This is a genomic window from Hanstruepera ponticola, from assembly GCF_002940745.1.
Classification (GTDB): Bacteria; Bacteroidota; Bacteroidia; order Flavobacteriales; family Flavobacteriaceae; genus Hanstruepera; species Hanstruepera ponticola.
The window spans coordinates 1,282,389-1,301,089 of record NZ_POTB01000001.1 but is presented as its reverse complement, the minus strand read 5'-3'; the positions used below and the strand labels follow the sequence as shown (position 1 = coordinate 1,301,089).

The 18,701-nt window shown below is 35.1% G+C and carries 19 protein-coding genes; 4 read left to right on the top strand and 15 right to left on the bottom strand.

The window, feature by feature from the left end; all coding sequences use genetic code 11:
- Positions 1–110: 110 nt before the first annotated feature.
- Together C1S72_RS05945 and C1S72_RS05940 are read right to left on the bottom strand one after the other, a co-directional pair.
- Entirely contained in the window at positions 111–443 is a 333-nt protein-coding gene (locus C1S72_RS05945; RefSeq protein WP_104734724.1) for a hypothetical protein, read from the bottom strand.
- Positions 444–552: 109 nt separating this feature from the next.
- Complete coding sequence (locus tag C1S72_RS05940; protein WP_104734723.1) at positions 553–1,812, bottom strand: 3-deoxy-D-manno-octulosonic acid transferase; 1,260 nt, start codon at positions 1,810–1,812, stop codon at positions 553–555.
- A gap of 87 nt (positions 1,813–1,899) precedes the next feature.
- Between C1S72_RS05940 and C1S72_RS05935 the strand changes: the two genes are divergently transcribed.
- The 4 genes from C1S72_RS05935 to C1S72_RS05920 all read left to right on the top strand — a co-directional run bounded on the left by C1S72_RS05935 (position 1,900) and on the right by C1S72_RS05920 (position 5,719).
- Positions 1,900–3,057, top strand: coding sequence for a DegT/DnrJ/EryC1/StrS family aminotransferase (locus tag C1S72_RS05935; protein WP_104734722.1), 1,158 nt, complete (start codon positions 1,900–1,902; stop codon positions 3,055–3,057).
- Positions 3,050–4,072: a UDP-glucose 4-epimerase GalE gene (gene galE, locus C1S72_RS05930; protein ID WP_104734721.1), complete on the top strand. Its 1,023-nt coding sequence runs from the start codon at positions 3,050–3,052 to the stop codon at positions 4,070–4,072. The genes C1S72_RS05935 and galE overlap by 8 nt, the downstream gene beginning before the upstream one ends.
- Before the next feature lie 10 nt (positions 4,073–4,082).
- A complete protein-coding gene (locus C1S72_RS05925) occupies positions 4,083–5,360 on the top strand; it encodes a metal-dependent hydrolase family protein (RefSeq protein ID WP_104734720.1) in 1,278 nt (425 codons plus the stop codon).
- Between the two features lie 167 nt (positions 5,361–5,527).
- The gene (locus C1S72_RS05920) at positions 5,528–5,719 is read left to right on the top strand and encodes a hypothetical protein (protein ID WP_104735800.1); all 192 of its coding nucleotides are present in this window, start codon (positions 5,528–5,530) and stop codon (positions 5,717–5,719) included.
- Positions 5,720–5,738: 19 nt separating this feature from the next.
- Here C1S72_RS05920 and lspA read toward each other — a convergent pair whose 3' ends face one another.
- From lspA to C1S72_RS05855, 13 genes are all read right to left on the bottom strand, one after another.
- The gene (gene lspA, locus C1S72_RS05915; protein ID WP_104734719.1) at positions 5,739–6,239 is read right to left on the bottom strand and encodes a signal peptidase II; all 501 of its coding nucleotides are present in this window, start codon (positions 6,237–6,239) and stop codon (positions 5,739–5,741) included.
- Positions 6,239–7,132 (bottom strand): ACP S-malonyltransferase, encoded by an 894-nt coding sequence (fabD, locus tag C1S72_RS05910; RefSeq protein ID WP_104734718.1) that lies wholly within the window; start codon positions 7,130–7,132, stop codon positions 6,239–6,241. The genes lspA and fabD overlap by 1 nt, the downstream gene beginning before the upstream one ends.
- Positions 7,133–7,177: 45 nt before the next feature.
- Complete coding sequence (locus C1S72_RS05905) at positions 7,178–8,734, bottom strand: NAD(P)/FAD-dependent oxidoreductase (RefSeq protein ID WP_104734717.1); 1,557 nt, start codon at positions 8,732–8,734, stop codon at positions 7,178–7,180.
- An 89-nt stretch (positions 8,735–8,823) separates the two neighbouring features.
- The gene (locus tag C1S72_RS05900; protein WP_104734716.1) at positions 8,824–9,606 is read right to left on the bottom strand and encodes a hypothetical protein; all 783 of its coding nucleotides are present in this window, start codon (positions 9,604–9,606) and stop codon (positions 8,824–8,826) included.
- A gap of 83 nt (positions 9,607–9,689) precedes the next feature.
- On the bottom strand, positions 9,690–10,592 hold the full coding sequence (locus C1S72_RS05895) for an alpha/beta fold hydrolase (protein WP_104734715.1): 903 nt from the start codon (positions 10,590–10,592) through the stop codon (positions 9,690–9,692).
- A 3-nt stretch (positions 10,593–10,595) separates the two neighbouring features.
- Positions 10,596–11,648 carry a DUF6340 family protein gene (locus tag C1S72_RS05890; protein ID WP_104734714.1) on the bottom strand — a complete coding sequence of 351 codons (1,053 nt, stop codon included), beginning with the start codon at positions 11,646–11,648 and terminating at the stop codon, positions 10,596–10,598.
- 61 nt (positions 11,649–11,709) lie between these two features.
- Positions 11,710–12,618, bottom strand: a complete 909-nt coding sequence (locus tag C1S72_RS05885; RefSeq protein ID WP_104734713.1) for a dihydrofolate reductase — start codon at positions 12,616–12,618, stop codon at positions 11,710–11,712.
- 56 nt (positions 12,619–12,674) lie between these two features.
- The gene (locus C1S72_RS05880; RefSeq protein ID WP_104734712.1) at positions 12,675–13,484 is read right to left on the bottom strand and encodes an energy transducer TonB; all 810 of its coding nucleotides are present in this window, start codon (positions 13,482–13,484) and stop codon (positions 12,675–12,677) included.
- Positions 13,485–13,488: 4 nt separating this feature from the next.
- Positions 13,489–14,313, bottom strand: coding sequence for a thymidylate synthase (locus C1S72_RS05875; RefSeq protein ID WP_104734711.1), 825 nt, complete (start codon positions 14,311–14,313; stop codon positions 13,489–13,491).
- Between the two features lie 92 nt (positions 14,314–14,405).
- Complete coding sequence (locus tag C1S72_RS05870) at positions 14,406–16,124, bottom strand: NupC/NupG family nucleoside CNT transporter (RefSeq protein WP_104734710.1); 1,719 nt, start codon at positions 16,122–16,124, stop codon at positions 14,406–14,408.
- Between the two features lie 12 nt (positions 16,125–16,136).
- Positions 16,137–16,751 (bottom strand): bifunctional nuclease family protein, encoded by a 615-nt coding sequence (locus C1S72_RS05865; RefSeq protein ID WP_104734709.1) that lies wholly within the window; start codon positions 16,749–16,751, stop codon positions 16,137–16,139.
- 120 nt (positions 16,752–16,871) lie between these two features.
- Positions 16,872–17,831, bottom strand: a complete 960-nt coding sequence (locus tag C1S72_RS05860) for an electron transfer flavoprotein subunit alpha/FixB family protein (protein ID WP_104734708.1) — start codon at positions 17,829–17,831, stop codon at positions 16,872–16,874.
- Between the two features lie 22 nt (positions 17,832–17,853).
- Positions 17,854–18,600, bottom strand: a complete 747-nt coding sequence (locus C1S72_RS05855; RefSeq protein ID WP_104734707.1) for an electron transfer flavoprotein subunit beta/FixA family protein — start codon at positions 18,598–18,600, stop codon at positions 17,854–17,856.
- Positions 18,601–18,701: the final 101 nt, after the last annotated feature.

Genomic DNA, 18,701 nt, shown 5'->3' with positions numbered 1-18,701 from the left:
AAATTATAAAATATCTATAATTTATTAAGTATTTTGTGAAAACATAACCTTTATGCATAAAAAAAGTGCTCATTTGGTGAGCACTTTTTTATAATTAGTTGGTAAACTAATTAATTGTCATCAGTTGCGTCTTCAACTTTGTCTTTAACATCATTGGCAGCACCTTCAACAGCGTCAGCTGCATCATCAAGAGCTTCACCAGTTTCATCAACTGCATTATTTACAGCGTCTTCTACATCTTCAGCAGCATTGTCAATTGCTTCTCCTGCTTCTTCCATAGCACCTTCTGCGTCGTCAGCAGCGTCTTCCATAGCGTCTTCAGTAGCATCAGCAGCATTTTCTATAGCGTCTTCAGCTGAATCAGCTTTTTTCTCATCTCTACAAGATGTTAAAGAAATACTCAATGCCAATAAGAAAGCAACACTTAATAATAATTTTTTCATTAGTTTAAAGTTTTAGTGTTAATTAATAGTGCGAATTTAACAACTAATTTTGAATGTTAAATAAAATAATTAACATTTTTTAACATTGTTATCAACGACACTTTCAGGACTATATACGTAGGTAGTCCATGATTTGGACTACGGCTCCTGTATTTTTTTTTATAAAATCTGAATTTTTTTCGCCAAGCGCGCTTAAAAACGTCTTGTTTTCGTATAATGTGCTCATAATCAATTTAAATCCTTCCACATCTTTTATTTCTAAAACACCAGCATTTTTTATCATTCGAGCGGCTTCTGGAAATTTTTTATGATTATTACCAATTATAACGGGTACGCCAAAAACAGCAGGTTCCAAAATGTTATGCAAACCAGTTGTGCCAATTGCTCCACCTACATAAGCTATATCAGCATAAAAGTATATTTTAGAAAGCAAGCCAATGGTGTCAACAATTAATACTTGAAAATCGTGCAGTAAAGCTCCTTCTTTTTCTGAAAACAGGATGGTTTTCTTCTTAATGCTTTGCTTTAGTTTTTGGATTTGAGCTGATTTTATATTGTGAGGCGCAATAATGAACTTGGTTGTATCAGTTGAAATATTTATATAATCTACAAGTATATCCTCATCTTCTGGCCACGTGCTACCAGCAACAAAACAGAGATTTTCAGCTTTAAATTCTGAAACGAAATCCAAGCTATTGTTTTGTTCAAGCTGACTATAAACACGATCAAATCTGGTGTCGCCAGAAACAGATGTATTGTGATAACCTATGGTCTTCAATAATTTCTTTGATTTGTCATCTTGCGTGAAAATATGTTCAAAGGCAAATAAGGTGTCACGCATAAAACGTCCATACCATTTAAAATAAGATTGATTTTTTCTGAAAAGTGCTGAAATTAAAATGGCTCTCCCCTTTATTTTTTTTAGTTCATTTAAATAGTTAGGCCAAATATCATACTTCACAAAAACAGTAAGTTCTGGATTTATGTGATTCACAAAACGTTTAGCATTTTGTTTAGTGTCAATTGGCAAGTACAAGACAGCATCAGCTATTTCTGTGTTTTTACGAATTTCATAACCTGAAGGTGAAAAAAACGTCAGAATGATTTTATGACTTTTATAAAGTTTTTTTATTTCTTTAAAAACGGGAAGACCTTGTTCATATTCACCTAGTGAGGCACAGTGAAACCAAATACACTTGTCAGTGGCTTGAATCGTATTTCTTAAAGTTGAAAAAGTTTGTGAACGACCTTCGACTCCAAACTTAATTTTTTGATTGAATAAAACAATGAACTTCAATAGACGTTCTGTTAAACCAATAGCAATGTTATAAATGATATTCAAATTCTGTACTTTGTTGCTAAAATACATTTCTTTAAAATATTTTCTTTATAAAATTGATATTTATCAACTATCTTTCATTGGTTGGCAACCTTGAATTTTGTAATTTCGTAACGTATGAGAAAAATTCAAATGGTTGACCTCAAAGGTCAATATTCCGGTATAAAAGATGTTGTTAATCCTGCCATTCAGGAAGTTATAGAAACTACAGCATTTATCAATGGACCAAAGGTTCATGAGTTTCAAAAAAATCTTGAAAACTATTTAGGTGTTAAACATGTCATTCCTTGTGCCAATGGTACTGATGCGCTACAAATAGCCATGATGGGATTAGATTTAAAACCAGGTGACGAAGTTATCACAGCTGATTTTACTTTTGCGGCCACTGTTGAGGTTATTGCCTTACTGCAATTAACTCCAGTTTTGGTTGATGTAAACCCAGACGATTTCAATATTAGCGTTGAAGCCATAAAAAAAGCGATTACACCAAAAACAAAAGCCATTGTACCTGTGCACTTATTTGGTCAAGCTGCAGACATGGAAGCAATCATGAATATAGCCCAAGAGCATAATTTATATGTTATTGAGGATAATGCACAAGGTATAGGTTCAGATTATACGTATAGTAACGGTAACAAAGCCAAGACGGGAACTATTGGCCATGTTGCTTCGACATCGTTTTTTCCTTCAAAAAATTTAGGATGTTATGGAGATGGTGGTGCTATTTTTACCAATGATGATGAATTGGCCCATGTTATTAGAGGTATTGTAAATCATGGGATGTATGAACGGTACCATCACGATGTGGTTGGTGTGAATTCACGCTTAGATTCCATTCAAGCAGCAGTTTTGGATGCGAAGCTACCTCATTTGGATGCGTATAACAAAGCACGGCAAGCAGCCGCTTCGAAATATGATGCTGCGTTTAAAAATCATTCAAAAATTGAAATACCATTTAGAAAAAGTAATGGCTGTTCAGGTAATTGTGATACTTGTGATTGTCATGTATTTCATCAGTACACTTTAAAATTGAATGGTGTTGATCGCGATGGGCTGGTGAAGTTTTTAAATGCCAATGATATTCCATGTGGTGTATATTATCCAATACCATTGCATAAGCAAAAAGCCTATCAAGATGATCGTTACAATGAAGCCGATTTCACGGTTACTAATCAATTGGTAAAAGAGGTCATTTCATTACCTATGCATACTGAATTAGATGATGAACAAATTGCCTTTATTACGACTAAAGTTTTAGAATTTATTGATGGATAAAATACTTGTCACGGGTGGATTAGGTTTTATTGGCTCCCATACCGTTGTTGAATTACAAAATGAAGGTTTTGAAGTTGTTGTAATTGATGATCTATCGAATTCTTCAATAGATGTTTTAAGCGGTATTACCTCAATTACGGGGAAATCTCCTGTTTTTGAGATACTGGATTTAAAGGATATACAAAAAGTTCAAGGTTTCTTTAAAAATCATCAAGATATTAAGGGTGTTATTCACTTTGCGGCAAGCAAAGCTGTTGGCGAATCTGTACAAAATCCATTGAAGTATTATGAAAATAATCTAAACACACTGGTTTATGTACTGCAAGAATTAAGTGTTTTGCCAACGTCTAATTTCATATTTAGTTCTTCATGTACGGTTTATGGTCAGGCCGATGTGATGCCCATTACTGAAAATGCTCCCGTAAAATCCGCCGAATCTCCCTATGGAAATACCAAGCAAATAGGAGAGGAAATTATTCAAGACACCTGCAACGTAGTGCCTAATCTAAAAGCCATTTCATTGCGTTATTTTAACCCTATTGGAGCCCATCCAACGGCCAAAATAGGTGAATTACCAATTGGCGTGCCTCAAAATCTAGTACCTTTTATTACGCAAACAGCTGCTGGCTTGCGTGATTGTCTTTCGGTTTTTGGAGATGATTATCCTACACCAGATGGTACTTGTATTCGTGATTATATTCATGTAGTCGATTTGGCAAAAGCACATGTTGTTGCCTTACAACGATTACTATCAGGTAATAATGAAGCCAATTACGAAACGTTTAATGTGGGAACAGGCGTTGGTAGTTCGGTTTTAGAAGTTATACAGTCTTTTGAGCGCGTTTCCGGATTATCTTTAAACTATAAAATAGCACCTAGACGTGAAGGTGATGTAATCCAAGCTTATGCCAATACAACCAAAGCAAATAATGTGCTAGGTTGGAAAGCGCAATCTACTTTAGATGATGCCATGAAGTCTGCCTGGTTATGGGAAAAACAGATTAGAAATTTATAAAACTATCATAATGAAAAAGTTCATTTATTTTTTAACCCTTTTACTGACAACCACGGTAATAGGGCAGAACACCTATTTACATTGCGGAAAACTTCTTGACACCAAAAACGGGAAAGTTATAGAAACAAAAACTATTATCATTTCAGGTGATAAAATTTTATCGATTAATGATGGTTATGTCCAACCTACTGCATCAGAGGATATAGTTGTTGACCTAAAAGACAAAACTGTTATGCCTGGATTCATTGATATGCATGTGCATTTAGAAGGCGAAACAAATCCAAAGCGTTATATTCAAGGGTTCACTTTAAATGATGCGGATGTCGCGTACAATACGTTAGATTTTGCAAAACGAACGCTTATAGCTGGTTTTACAACTGTTAGGGATTTAGGTGGAAGTGGTATTAATGTTTCGTTACGTAATGCGATTGATGATGGAAAGGTGATAGGTCCACGGATTTTTACCGCAGAAAAAGCATTGGCAACCACAGGTGGTCATGCCGACCCGACTAATGGTGTGAAAGATGAATTAAAAGGAGATCCTGGACCAAAAGAAGGTGTAGTTAATGGTGTTGAAGATGCTAAAAAAGCAGTTCGTCAACGCTATAAAAATGGCGCTGATTTAATAAAAATCACAGCAACTGGAGGTGTGTTGAGTGTGGCCAAAAGTGGGCAAAACCCACAATTTACAATTGAAGAAATTAAAGCTATTTGTGAAACAGCAAAAGATTACGGTTTTCATGTAGCGGCTCATGCGCATGGTGATGAAGGAATGCAACGTGCAGTTTTGGGTGGTGTAAAAACTATTGAACATGGAACACTTATGAGCGAAGAAACTATGGCACTTATGATAGAACATGATGCGTATTTAGTACCTACTATTACAGCAGGAAAATCAGTTACCGAAAAGGCTAAAATACCGGGTTATTATCCAGATGTTGTTGTTGGTAAAGCGTTAGATATTGGTCCAAAAATTCAGAATACTTTTAGCAAAGCATACAAAAAAGGCGTTGGTATTGCATTTGGTACGGATGCTGGGGTATTTCTACATGGCGAAAATGCTAAAGAATTTGGCTATATGGTTGAAGCTGGTATGCCAGAAATAAAAGCACTTCAAAGTGCTACTGTGACCAATGCTAAAATATTGAATATGGAACATGAAATCGGTCAGTTAAAAGCGGGTTATTTTGCCGATATTATAGCAACAAATGAAAACCCTGTTGAAAATATCAAAACTACCGAGAATGTTGTTTTTGTCATGAAATCAGGTAAAATTTATAAAAAATAGCATTTTAAGACTGTTAATAATTCGTAAAAATCATTACGAATCTCTTAATCATATGGCGATATCATTAACATATTTATATTAATTATTTGATTAACAAAGGTTTAATAGTGATTTTTTGGATAAGCGTTATATCCTTTGTTACTTTGTATCAAATGATAAATGATATTATGAAATTGATTACAGTAAAACGCGCCACGCAAATTGAAAAAAGATTTACTCCAAAAATGGGTGAATTACGAACAAAAGTGACCTACATTAAAAAGCAATTTTTAAGTATTCCTTTTAAAACAGTACATAAGTATCGAGAAACCTATTATGGTGAGATAAAAGACTGTGAATCTTGTGAATTAGCAAGATAAAACATAAAAAAGCCTCAAATTAATTTGAGGCTTTTTCTTTTTTATTGGTTTTAAAATTACTGTAAAGTAACAGTCCCATACCGAGCATAACCGACATATCGGCTACATTAAAAATTCCTGTTCTAAACACACCTCCTAAATCAATATGCAAGAAATCGGTTACAGAACCATACATAATTCTATCGTAAACATTGGCAATACCTCCACCAATAATACAGCAAAATCCTATCAAGGATAATCTGTCTAATGTTTTATTTTTTATGATATAATAAAGAACATACCCTAAAACGCCAATGGGTAGAATTAACAGAAGTATTAATCGTAATGTAGGATTGAAATCACTACCCATGCCTAAAAAGGCACCAGTGTTTTCAACATTATGAAGCGTCAAGTAATCACCTAAAATTTCTGATTCACTTCCAGGAATTACTTGCGCTCTAACAATAACTTTAGAAATTTGATCTATGGCTATATTGAAAACAATCAATACAATTATAAAAGCTGTACGAGATAATTTCATTAAGCTTCTTTTTCAAATGTAGCAGAAGCCGTTTGAGCCTCACGATTAATTTTCTTAACCAAACCTTGCAATACATTACCTGGACCAACTTCAGTAAATAAAGTTGCGCCATCTACAATCATTTGTTGTACGGATTGTGTCCATTTTACTGGAGCCGTTAATTGAGAAATTAAATTGGCTTTAATTTCTGTTTCATCTGTTATTGCGCTTGCAGTAACATTTTGATATATTGGGCAATTAGGCTTACTAAATGTTGTATTTTCTATTGCGGCTGCTAATTCTTCTCGAGCTGGCTCCATAAGTGGTGAGTGAAATGCACCTCCAACAGGCAGGACTAAAGCACGACGTGCACCTTCAGCTTTTAACGATTCACAAGCTAAATTGATAGCATCAACTTCTCCTGAAATCACTAATTGTCCAGGACAGTTATAATTTGCTGCAACAACAACTCCCTCTGTTGTAGCACATATTTTTTCAACCACATCATCATCTAAACCTAAAACAGCTGCCATAGTACTTGGTTGTAATTCACAGGCCTTCTGCATGGCCATAGCACGTTGTGACACTAATTTTAAACCATCTTCAAACGTCAAAGCACCATTGGCTACCAATGCCGAGAATTCACCTAACGAGTGTCCAGCTACCATATCTGGTTTAAAGCTGTCTCCTAATGTTTTAGCTAAAATAACGGAGTGTAAAAAGATAGCAGGTTGGGTAACTTTAGTTTCTTTTAAGTCTTCAGCCGAACCTTCAAACATAATATCGGTAATGTTGAAACCTAATATATCGTTGGCTTTTTCAAATAATTCTTGTGCTAATGGTGAGTTTTCATAAAGGTCTAAACCCATTCCTGAAAATTGAGCCCCTTGACCTGGAAATATATATGCGTTCATGTGTTTCTAATTTTTATTGCTGCAAAAATAGCAATAATATTAAACTTATAAGCCTTTAATGGCAGCTTCGGCACAACGCTCACCATCCATTGCAGCAGAAACAATACCACCAGCATAACCGCCACCTTCGCCGCAAGGGTATAAGCCTTTAATTTGAATGTGCTCTAAATTTTCATTTCTTGGAATACTAACAGGAGAGGAAGTTCTAGATTCTACACCTACAACATTAGCTTGATCGGTATAATAACCATGCATTTTTTCACCAAAAGCTTGAAAGCCTTTGCGCAATCTGCTACCTATTAATTTAGGAAGTAAGGAGTGTAAAGGCGCACTTTTTAATCCCGGTTGATAAGAACATGGATTTAAATCTGCCGATAAGCGGCCTTCAACAAAATCTGTTAAGCGTTGCGCAGGAGCTGTTTGCGTTCTGCCCCCAGAAGTAAACGCGAGACGTTCTAAATCTTTTTGATATTCTAATCCTTTCAGCACGCCAAATGATTCATATTTGGGCAAGTCTTTATCCACGTTTATTTCGACAACAATTCCAGAATTAGCAAACAGATTATTTCGTTTTGAAGGCGACATACCATTCACGACTACTTCGCCATTAGCGGTAGCGGCAGGTACAATAAAGCCGCCTGGACACATGCAAAAGGAATAGACACCTCTGTCATTAACTTGTTGCACCAAACTGTAAGATGCGGCTGGAAGCAATTCATCACGTAATCCTTGGCAATGATATTGAATAGAATCGATAATATGTTGCGGATGTTCTACACGAACTCCCATGGCAAATGATTTGGCTTCTAATGCTATTTTCTTGTTGTTTAAGAGATAAAAAATATCTCTAGCTGAATGTCCAGTAGCTAAAATGACACGATTGGCTGCAAGCTCTTCGCCATTTTGTAACTGGATACTTTTAATTTCATTGTTCTTGATTACAAAATCTACAACGCGGGTTTCAAAATGAACTTCACCACCATATTTTAAAATAGTTTCTCGAATATTCTGAACCACTTTGGGGAGTTTATTCGTGCCAATATGTGGATGAGCGTCAACCAAAATTTGGTCTGTAGCTCCATGATACACCAGATTCTCAAAAATGCGACGCACATCGCCACGTTTTAAACTTCGTGTGTACAATTTGCCATCGCTATACGTGCCAGCTCCGCCTTCGCCAAAGCAATAATTAGAATCTTCGTTTACAAAATGGTCTTGGTTAATCGCTTTTAAATCGCGACGTCTGTCACGTACATTTTTACCGCGTTCTAAAACTATGGGTTTAAAACCTAATTCGATACAACGCAAAGCCGCATACATCCCAGCTGGTCCAAAACCAATAATGTGAATAGGCTTGGCTTTAGATACATCTTTATAGTGAAATTGATATTCAGACTTTTCAGGAAGAGGTTCCTTTATGTAAACAGCAACTTTATAATTGAATATAATTTTAGGTTTACGTGCATCAATAGATTTGCGTAACACCTTAATGCCAGAAATGTCATGGTGAGAAAGACTTAACGATTCTGCAGACTTCTTAAGAAGAATATCTGGAATGGTTTCTTCTTTGAGAGTCACACGCAACTGAAGCTCTTTTATCATGTGGCGAAATTAGGGAAAAATGCGTGATGAATGCTGAATTGTTTATCGGAAATTTCAATTAGTGGTATTACCCAAACCGTTTTTAAACATTACTGTCTAACATAGGTTGATGTCCAATAATAAGGGCCTCCATTAAAGAAGTTATCTACATGATTCATTATTAATATTCCATTTTCTTGATCCCAAGTACCGCTAAGAACAACTCCTGTATCAAATTGTGCCAAAGCTGTGTCATCCGAAAATGGCACTCGGTTGCAATCTTCAACTACAATATAACCAGGATTTATAGTTAAATCATAAGGTTGCCAATAGCCTCCAATATCGCTTATATACCATTTACCATTTTCTGCAAGCGAAATAGTTGCAATGCCATCTTCAGAGTCCCAATCATTCGAAGCGTGATACGTTCCCGTTAAGTCAACATGGCAATTAAAACTTATGGTGTAGGATTTACTTACCTTAAGTTCTGAACCTACTAAATTGGCAACAAACGCTATGGTTTTGGAGTAATCCTCAAATGCCAGGTTAGGAATAATATCTACAGGTATAGGTTGAATAAAATTGTTACTACTATTAAAGATATATATGCCTGAATTAAAATTGAAATCAACTCCTTCAATAGCTGTAGAGTTTTCATTATCTATGGTGATATTTATTTCAACATTAGTATTTGCAGGAATTTGATTGTAATTGACAATATGTAAACTGACTATATCAGTATATGTAGAACCATTGGACTCGAATGTATTATTACCCAAACCTTCAACAAATTCAAAAATTGGGACTACGCTTAATGGGTTGTTATTTGATGAATCATCCTCTGAACAAGAGAGAATTACAAAAATGATAATAAAGGATAGTAAAGATTTCATTGGCTAGTTTATTTACTAGATGCAAAAAACTCTAAAAGGTTGCGTTAAAATTTGATTTTTTTTCTAAAAATTAGAATTTCAGTTTAGTCAAATTGATTTAGAAAGTTGGATAATGCTTCAAAATAGTCTCTCGGTTGTTCGAGCCAGCCATAATGCGCACATTTATCCATAAAAACCAACGTAGAGTTCGGTAATAAGTTATAAGCTTCTTTTGCGATGTGGTCTCCCATAACATCTTGCTTACCTTGAATAATTAATACAGGTTTCTCAAAGTTTTTGTAGGCTTCACTACAATCAAAATTAATAGTACGAATGTTCTGCCAGATTAGGCTGTTTATGGTGCGGTTGCCTTGCGTCAGGCGTTCGGCAATTACAGGTGCATGTTTTTTATCATACACATAAGCTGGTGCTAAATATTTCCCACGATTATAGCGAGCTTGATAACTGGTATCACCACGGCTAATTTGTCTATTCCAATAGTTAAGCGAATCGCGTTCGTTTTTAGATAGTCGCGATAGTAAATTCAAATTTCTGGTGATACTTAAATTAAAACCTCCCGAGCCAGAAAGAATTAAACCTGATAGGCGTTCGGGATGTTTTTTGAGATAATATGAAGCCAGCATGCCGCCAAATGAGTGACCCAAAACTACCCAGTCTTTAAAGCCAAAATACTTTCTAATAGCTTCAATATCTGACACCATGAGGTCCATAGTCATGGTTTCAGAATTAACTTCAGAAATAGTCGATTGCCCTGTGCCACGTTGATCGTATAGAATGGCCAGATTCGTTTTTCCGAGTTCTTGAGCCAATGAAGTAAAGCCTTCGCTGTTCATACCTGGACCACCATTTATGATTAGAATGGGTTTGCCAATACCGAAGGTAGTAACATGGATATTGCCGTTTTCAATCGGGATGTCAATGGCCGATTGAGAAATTCCCAGTTTGGAAATAAAAGCAATACTCAATATGCAAAGCCATCTTACCATTATTTATTGTGATTGCTGTTGAAGTAAATTGTTCTTGTTTTGTCTGTTTTTAAGGATATTTAAATAGCGTAAGGCATTTTTATCTTCATAATCGGTATAGGCTTTGGAAGCCCAAGACATAGCAGTTTCTAAATCGCCATTAATTTCATTAATTATAGCTATGTTGTAACAAGCACGACCAGCAATTTTTCCTTTTGGATTGTTAAGTTCCTGCTCCCACAGTTCCGCAGCGCCATCCCAATCGCCTGTTTGCGCGCGACGTTTTCCAATTTCAAAGTTGTTGGTGCCTTTCACGTAATATTGTCTGGTTACGCGAATCTTAAACGGATAGGTTCTATATACATAATCCTGACCAATTACCGTACTGGCTTGCAATAGGGATTCTTTTCGTCCAACTATAGCCTCAATGGCTTTAGTGGGATTAATGCCTTTACCAACCGACGTAATCCAACGATCTAGAGTAATCTCATCACGAATCACCTTATTGATATTGTCATAAACTCTAAATCCGGCTTTAATATGCGTCGAAATAGTAGCTTCGTGATCAATCATGGGTATTTTAACACCAAACGCATTTAGCTGTTCAACGGTTCTCGTTTTATAGGATACTTTAGCATCAGTATCGTAAAAAGATAAAGTAACAATAGCATCTAGTTGATTTTCTTTACAAAGCATATCAACAGTTTCCCAAGGTAAAGCACTTGGAAAAATACCTAAACCAGGATTCTCTATTTTTTCAGTAGTTATAATTTCAACAGTATTATATTGACTGTCTTTTTCAAACGTGTCTTTTATGCTTTGAATGGTATATTCTGCACCTTCTTTATCCAGATTTCTCCCTTCAATAGATAGAATTTGGTCAATATCGTCTAATGGTTTGTTTTTCTTTGATGCTAAACTTCGATTAAGTAGACCAATATTTTGTAAGGAAGAAGGCACATAAACAGGTGCAGGCTCTGTAACGCTCATGGTTAAATTATTCATGGATTGGCATGAAAATAGGAGCATAGCAGCAGTAGTTGCTATAATCAGAATGTTAAAACGAAATCGTTTCATAATGTTTAGATTTGGGATTCTAATAAAGCTAATGTACTAAATTGTAATGAATTACACTTTTTTAACTGCGTAAATAGGTAATAAATGAAAACGCGTATTGGTGTTTTTCGTCTTTATCATGGAAAGTTTTTTGCGACTCATTCCACAATGACAAGTCTATTTCAGGGAAAAAGGTGTCCGCATTTTCAAAGCTTTCATGCACACGAGTTAATTCAATTTTATCAGCAAATGGCATGGCTTGTTTATAGATTTCGCCACCACCAATTACAAATGGTTGTTTATCACTTCTAGCGGCATCAAAAGCATCTTCTAGATTATTTACGACAATCACGCCATCAGGAACTTGATAGCTATCTTGTCTCGTTATAACAATATGCGTTCTATTTGGAAGAGGTTTCGGAAAGCTTTCAAAAGTTTTGCGTCCCATAATAATATGATGACCATTTGTTAAACTTTTAAAACGTTTAAGGTCGTCACTCAAATGCCAGATAAGGTCATTGTCTTTGCCTATGGCATTATCTTCACCAGCCGCAACTATAAGTGTTATTTCGGAATTTTTTAATGCCTTTGTTGGTGTTTTTGAAACTTTAGGAAGCGGGTAATCTTTATCAATTTGTTTTTGGATTTCGGCAATACGTTCTTTTTGTTTGGTAACTAAACTATTGAGTTGTTTTTCTTCCCACTTTTTACTTAATAATTTGGAAGTCACAAATACATTAAAAAGATGATAAATAAATAGAAATAACCAAGCTAAAATGGCAAAAACAAACCAGTTAATTCCAAAAAACGTGACGTCTTTACCAATGTTTAAAACAAGGTTGGCGACTATTAAAAAAACAGCGCCAATGAGGAATACTACAAAATGCGCATACAAACGCTTTTTTTGTTTGATGCGCTTTTGGGCATGCTTAATGAGTTCTAATTGCTCTTTGTCTATTTCTGGATTATTGCTTTTTTTCTTTCCGAACATCTTTAGTAATTATCTCTAGTAAATTTAACCTTTTTCTACAAGTTAGTGATTAATTGCTAAAAATAAATAGTCATAAGTATTTCCATGTCTGTATTAATGGGCTTACCATTTTTATACCCAGGACTTTTTAGTTTTGGCATACGTTTTAGAACATTGATGGCTTCGGCTGCCATTTCACGTTTATGTGCTTTGGCTGTTATGTTTTCTAATTTGCCTTTTTTATTAATAGTAAAACTCACCAAAAATTGTGTGGTTTTATCTAAAGGAAATAATTTGTCTGCCAATTCATAATTGATGCTAACTTTAATGTAATCCATAATCTTTTGTGTGGTACATTCTTTTAAAGCGACATTATTGATACTTTCTTTACAGCCTCTATAAATTGGAAATCTAGTTTTTAAGTCATTTTCATTATCTACTTTAAATTTTATAGGTAAAAAATAAGGTACTCGAACAGGTTTTCCATCAATGGTACCAGGTTCAAGTTTTGGTAGAAGGTCCATAACGCGTTTTGCCTCTTTATTTGCTTTTGGAGATTCTCCTTTTATTATCATATCTGAAATATTACCTACTGTATCAATTTTGAAAAAAACTCTAATTTGGTAAGTGCCATTATTCAAGCCTATATTTTTAACGGCATTTAAATTAAAATTACTTTTTACATGATTTACCAACATCTCATTCATACATTCCTTCAGAGCTTGATTACCCATATTATTATCACAACCTGGGTAAATAGGAACACGATCTAGCTTTTCTATATCTTCAATTCCTGTCTCAATTGTATTATCTTGTTGATTATTATTTTGAGAAAATAGAGTGTTTAAAAATAAAAAGAATGCAAGAAAAATAAGTTTAATTTTCATAAGTCTAAACAGCAACAACCCCTTTAATATGTGGATGTGGATTATAGTCAACTAATGTAAAATCTTCGAAATTAAAATCGAAAATATTTTTTACTTTCGGATTTAAAATCATTTTTGGAAGCGGTCTGATATCGCGTGATAGTTGTAATTCTAATTGCTCGTAATGATTACTGTAAATATGCGCATCACCAAACGTGTGTATAAATTCACCTGCTTTATAACCGCAAACCTGCGCCATCATCATGGTAAATAAGGCGTAAGAAGCAATGTTAAAAGGCACGCCTAAAAAGATATCGGCACTACGTTGATATAATTGACATGATAATTTGCCATTAGCAACGTAAAACTGAAAAAAAGCATGACAAGGTGGTAATGCTGCTTTGCCATTGGCTACATTTTCTGAAAAGGATTTTGATGTGTCTGGAAGCACCGAAGGGTTCCAAGCCGAAACCAACATACGACGGCTATCAGGATTCGTTTTTAAAGTCTGAATAATATCTTTTATCTGATCAATATCATCACTATTCCAGTTGCGCCATTGATGACCGTAAACAGGACCTAAATCACCATTTTCATCAGCCCATTCATTCCAAATACGCACACCATTTTCTGTTAAGTAGTTGATATTAGTATCACCTTTTAAAAACCAAAGTAATTCGTATACTATCGATTTTAAATGTAATTTCTTGGTAGTTACCATTGGAAATCCCTCACTTAAATCAAAACGCATTTGATAACCAAAAACACTTTTTGTTCCAGTACCTGTGCGGTCTGCCTTTTCATTTCCGTTTTCTAAAACATGCTTAACAAGGTCGTGATATTGCTTCATCTTCAACTTAATTTTATGAAAAATAAAAATAGAAAAAAGGGTCAAATCAAAGCGATTCAACCCTAAAATTATATTAAAAGTTATTAACTAATTTACCCAATTATCATACCAGCTATTGTAGCTGAAATTAATGACGCTATGGTTCCACCAATTAGTGCTTTTATACCGAATTCAGATAATGTTTTACGTTGCCCTGGAGCCAAAGAACCGATACCTCCAATTTGAATACCAATAGAGGCAAAGTTTGCAAACCCACATAGCATATAGGTTGCCATAATAATCGATTTGTTGTAATTTAAATGGGTTGCATTCGCCACATTTTTTAAATCGGCTAATTGAATGTAGCCAACAAATTCACTAGCAGCCAATTTGATACCTAACAATTGTCCCATCATCATCATATCTTCTTTAGCTACACCAATAAGCCACATAAGAGGTGCGAAAATATAACCCAAAATAAGTTCTAAAGATAAATTTGGATAAGGTGTATTAGCAGCAATCCACGTGTTAAGACCAGAGAAACTACCTATTTTAAAGAATCCATAATTTAGCATAGCAATAAAGGCTACAAAAACCAATAACATTGCACCAACATTAACAGCTAAACGTAAACCTTCAGTGGTGCCATTTGCAATGGCGTCTAAAAAGTTAGACCCAATTTTTTCGGATTCTACTGAAACATCAGTATTTATTTTTTCAGTTTGTGGGTATAATATTTTTGAAATGACAATGGCGCCTGGAGCTGCCATTACAGATGCAGCAAGAAGATGTTTTGCGTAAACCAATCGTAACACTGGGTCATCACCACCTAAAAAGCCAATATATGCTGCCAGTACTGCACCAGCTACTGTTGCCATGCCACCAATCATGACCAAAAGCATTTCAGATTTAGTCATTTTTTCTAAATAGGCTTTTATTAATAATGGTGCTTCAGTTTGTCCTAAAAAGATGTTTCCAGCAACACTTAAACTTTCGGCACCTGAAATTTTGAGTAGTTTAGAAAGCAACCATCCAAAAGCCTTAACCACACGTTGAATGATACCTAAATAGAATAAAACAGATGTTAAAGCTGAAAAGAATAATATGGTTGGTAGTACTTGAAAGGCGAAAATAAATCCAAAGGTATCCATATCAACCACTAATCCTTCAAATAAAAACTGACTACCAGCTCTAGTGAAATCAAGTACTTTTATGAAAAGCTTCCCTATGGTTTCAAATATTTTTTGAATGATAGGAACTTTGAGCACACCTACAGCAATCACGAGTTGAAACGCTAATCCAATACCAACTGTTTTCCAGTTCACTGCACGACGATTACTACTGAATAAAAAAGCAATAAAAATCAAGGAAATCATCCCTAAAACGCCTCGCCAAAGACTATTCATTGAAAATCCTTGACTAGGTATAATAGTATCTTTTGTGCTCGAAGGAACTACTGCTGTTTCAGCTGTTTGTGACTCTGGTACCGAATTAAAATGATAACGCGTATTGTTTTCACTAAAAACCAAAGTGGAATCAGTGAGTTCAGATATTTTATACCTTCTTATAGTATCATTTGGTTGATTGTAGTAAAATACCAAAAGATTATTTTGGTGCATGTAATCTCCTGAAGCTTGTAAATTTCGAGATTGAATATTATATTTAAAATTACCTTTATCTAAAACAAAAATATCTGACTCTGATAATTCAAAAAGATTTGAAACCGTATCATTTTCTATAGCCTGAAACTGCCATTTTTTTTCAATACTTTGAGCACTTATTGTGGTTAGTCCAAAAAAAATAGCCGTAATAGCTAATAAAAATTGTTTCATTTTAAATGCTGTTTAGCGTTTTGAAATTTCGTCTCTTATTTTTGCTGCTTTCTCGTAATCTTCGTTGGCTACAGCTTCATCAAGTAAATTATGCAATTCTTCTAAAGACTTACTTTTATAGCTTTCCTGAACCGATCCTGTTTCAAGCTCTTCAGCAATTAAATCATCAACTAGGACGCTGTCCTCTTCTGATTCGTCTTCGGTTTCCGGATTTATTTTGAGATAAATACCTGCTTTGTCAAGGATATTTTTGTATGTAAAAATAGGTGCCTGAAAACGCAGAGCTAACGCAATGGCATCACTAGTTCGTGCATCAATGATTTCTTCAATTTTATCCCGCTCACAAATAATACTGGAATAGAAAACGCCATCAACCAATTTGTGGATAATCACTTGTTTTACGACGATGTCAAAACGATCGGCGAAATTTTTAAAAAGGTCGTGAGTTAGTGGTCTAGGTGGCCTGATTTCCTTTTCAAGGGCAATGGCTATAGATTGGGCTTCAAAAGCTCCAATAACTATAGGTAATTTACGGTCACTATCTACTTCATTCAATATTAAGGCATAAGCACCATTTTGTGTTTGGCTATAGGAAATACCTTTTATTTTCAGTCGTACTAAACTCATAGGCTATTAAAAAGCAAAGAACTGTTTAAATTAGGACTTTACCAAACCGTTACACACAGTTTTTGGTACTTTAAACTAATTTAAACAGCCCTTTATAAATACAATTTAAAAAAAATATATTTATTGTTGTGCCTTAAACGTTTTTAAATTCTCTATTAGCTTTGGAACTACTTCAAAAGCGTCACCAACTATCCCGTAATCTGCAGCTTTAAAGAAAGGTGCTTCAGGATCTGTATTGATAACTACTTTTACTTTTGAAGCATTAATTCCCGCCAAATGTTGAATAGCACCTGAAATACCAACGGCAATGTATAAGTTTGAAGCTACGGGTTTTCCAGTTTGCCCAACGTGTTCACTATGTGGTCTCCAACCTAAATCACTCACTGGTTTAGAACAGGCTGTAGCTGCGCCTAAAACATCGGCAAGCTCTTCTATCATTCCCCAGTTTTCTGGGCCTTTTAATCCGCGACCACCTGATACAACTATTTCAGCATCTGCAATAGTTACTTTGCCTGTTACCTTATCCACAGATTCAACAGAAACACCTAATTCTGGAATACTTGGTGAAAAATCTTCAGCTGTTGCCGAAGCAGTGTTCTCCACAACTCCGAAAGCATTTTTTGAAACACCCACTAATTTCACATCTGTATTTATAGTTGTCATGTTAAATGCCTTATTGGTAAAGGCTGTTCTTTTAACTGTAAAAGGCGCCGTGTTTGAAGGTGCTTCAACCACGTTTGAAGCATATCCTGCTTCTAAATCAACGGCTAAAAGTGGTGCCAGATATTTACTGTCTGCACTTGAGCTTATAATAACCACTTTAGCATTTTCATTTCTTACTGCTTGCGCAATAACGCTTGCATAAGCATTGGCATTAAAAGACTCTAATTGTGAATTAGTCACTTTTAAAACCTTATCTACTCCATGATTTCCAAGAACACTAGTGTCATCAGCGTTAAAAGTAATTGCTGTAACAGATGTTCCCATTTTGTCGGCCACTGCTTTGGCATATGAGGCCACTTCTAATGCGGTTTTTTTAAATTTCCCGCCTTCTGATTCTGTATAAACTAAAACTGACATTTTTTTCTTTTTTGAACGTTAATTAAATTACTTTGGCTTCGTTGTGTAGTAAGTCCACAAGTTCTTGAACATTATCTGCATCAACTAACTTTACTGCACCTTTTGGAGCTGGCTTTTCAAATTTTACCGAATCAGTTTCTGCTTGAGCATCAACGGGCTCAACAACTTGTAATGGTTTTTGGCGTGCCATCATGATACCTCGCATGTTTGGAATACGCAAATCACTTTCTTCTACTAAACCTTTTTGTCCGCCAATAACTAATGGTAAAGCAGTAGAGACAGTTTCTTTACCACCATCAATTTCTCTTGTTGCTTTGGCATTGTTACCGTCTACTTCAAGGCTTATACAATTATTTACAAAGTTGGCGTTTGTTAAACCAGCTAACATACCTGGAACCATACCACCATTATAATCGATTGACTCTCGACCAGCAATCACTAAATCATAACCACCATCTTGAACAACTTTGGCTAGTTCCTTTGCAACTTGAAAACCATCTTTTGCAGCTGTGTTAACACGTATAGCACTATCTGCTCCAATAGCTAAAGCTTTTCGAAGGGTAGGTTCAGTTTCAGGACCTCCTACATTTACAACGGTAACATTTGCCTGTTGTTTTTCTTTAAACCACATGGCTCTGGTTAGTCCAAATTCATCGTTAGGATTTATCACAAACTGAACACCGTTAGTGTCAAATTTAGTGTCGTTCTCTGTAAAATTAATTTTGGAAGTCGTATCAGGAACATGACTAATACATACTAATATTTTCATATCGATATTTTTTAATAAAACGTATAATTTTTTGAGGTTACGAAGTTACTTATTTTATTCTGAATTTTTACTATGCGCGCATAGTAAATTTTTAATCACAA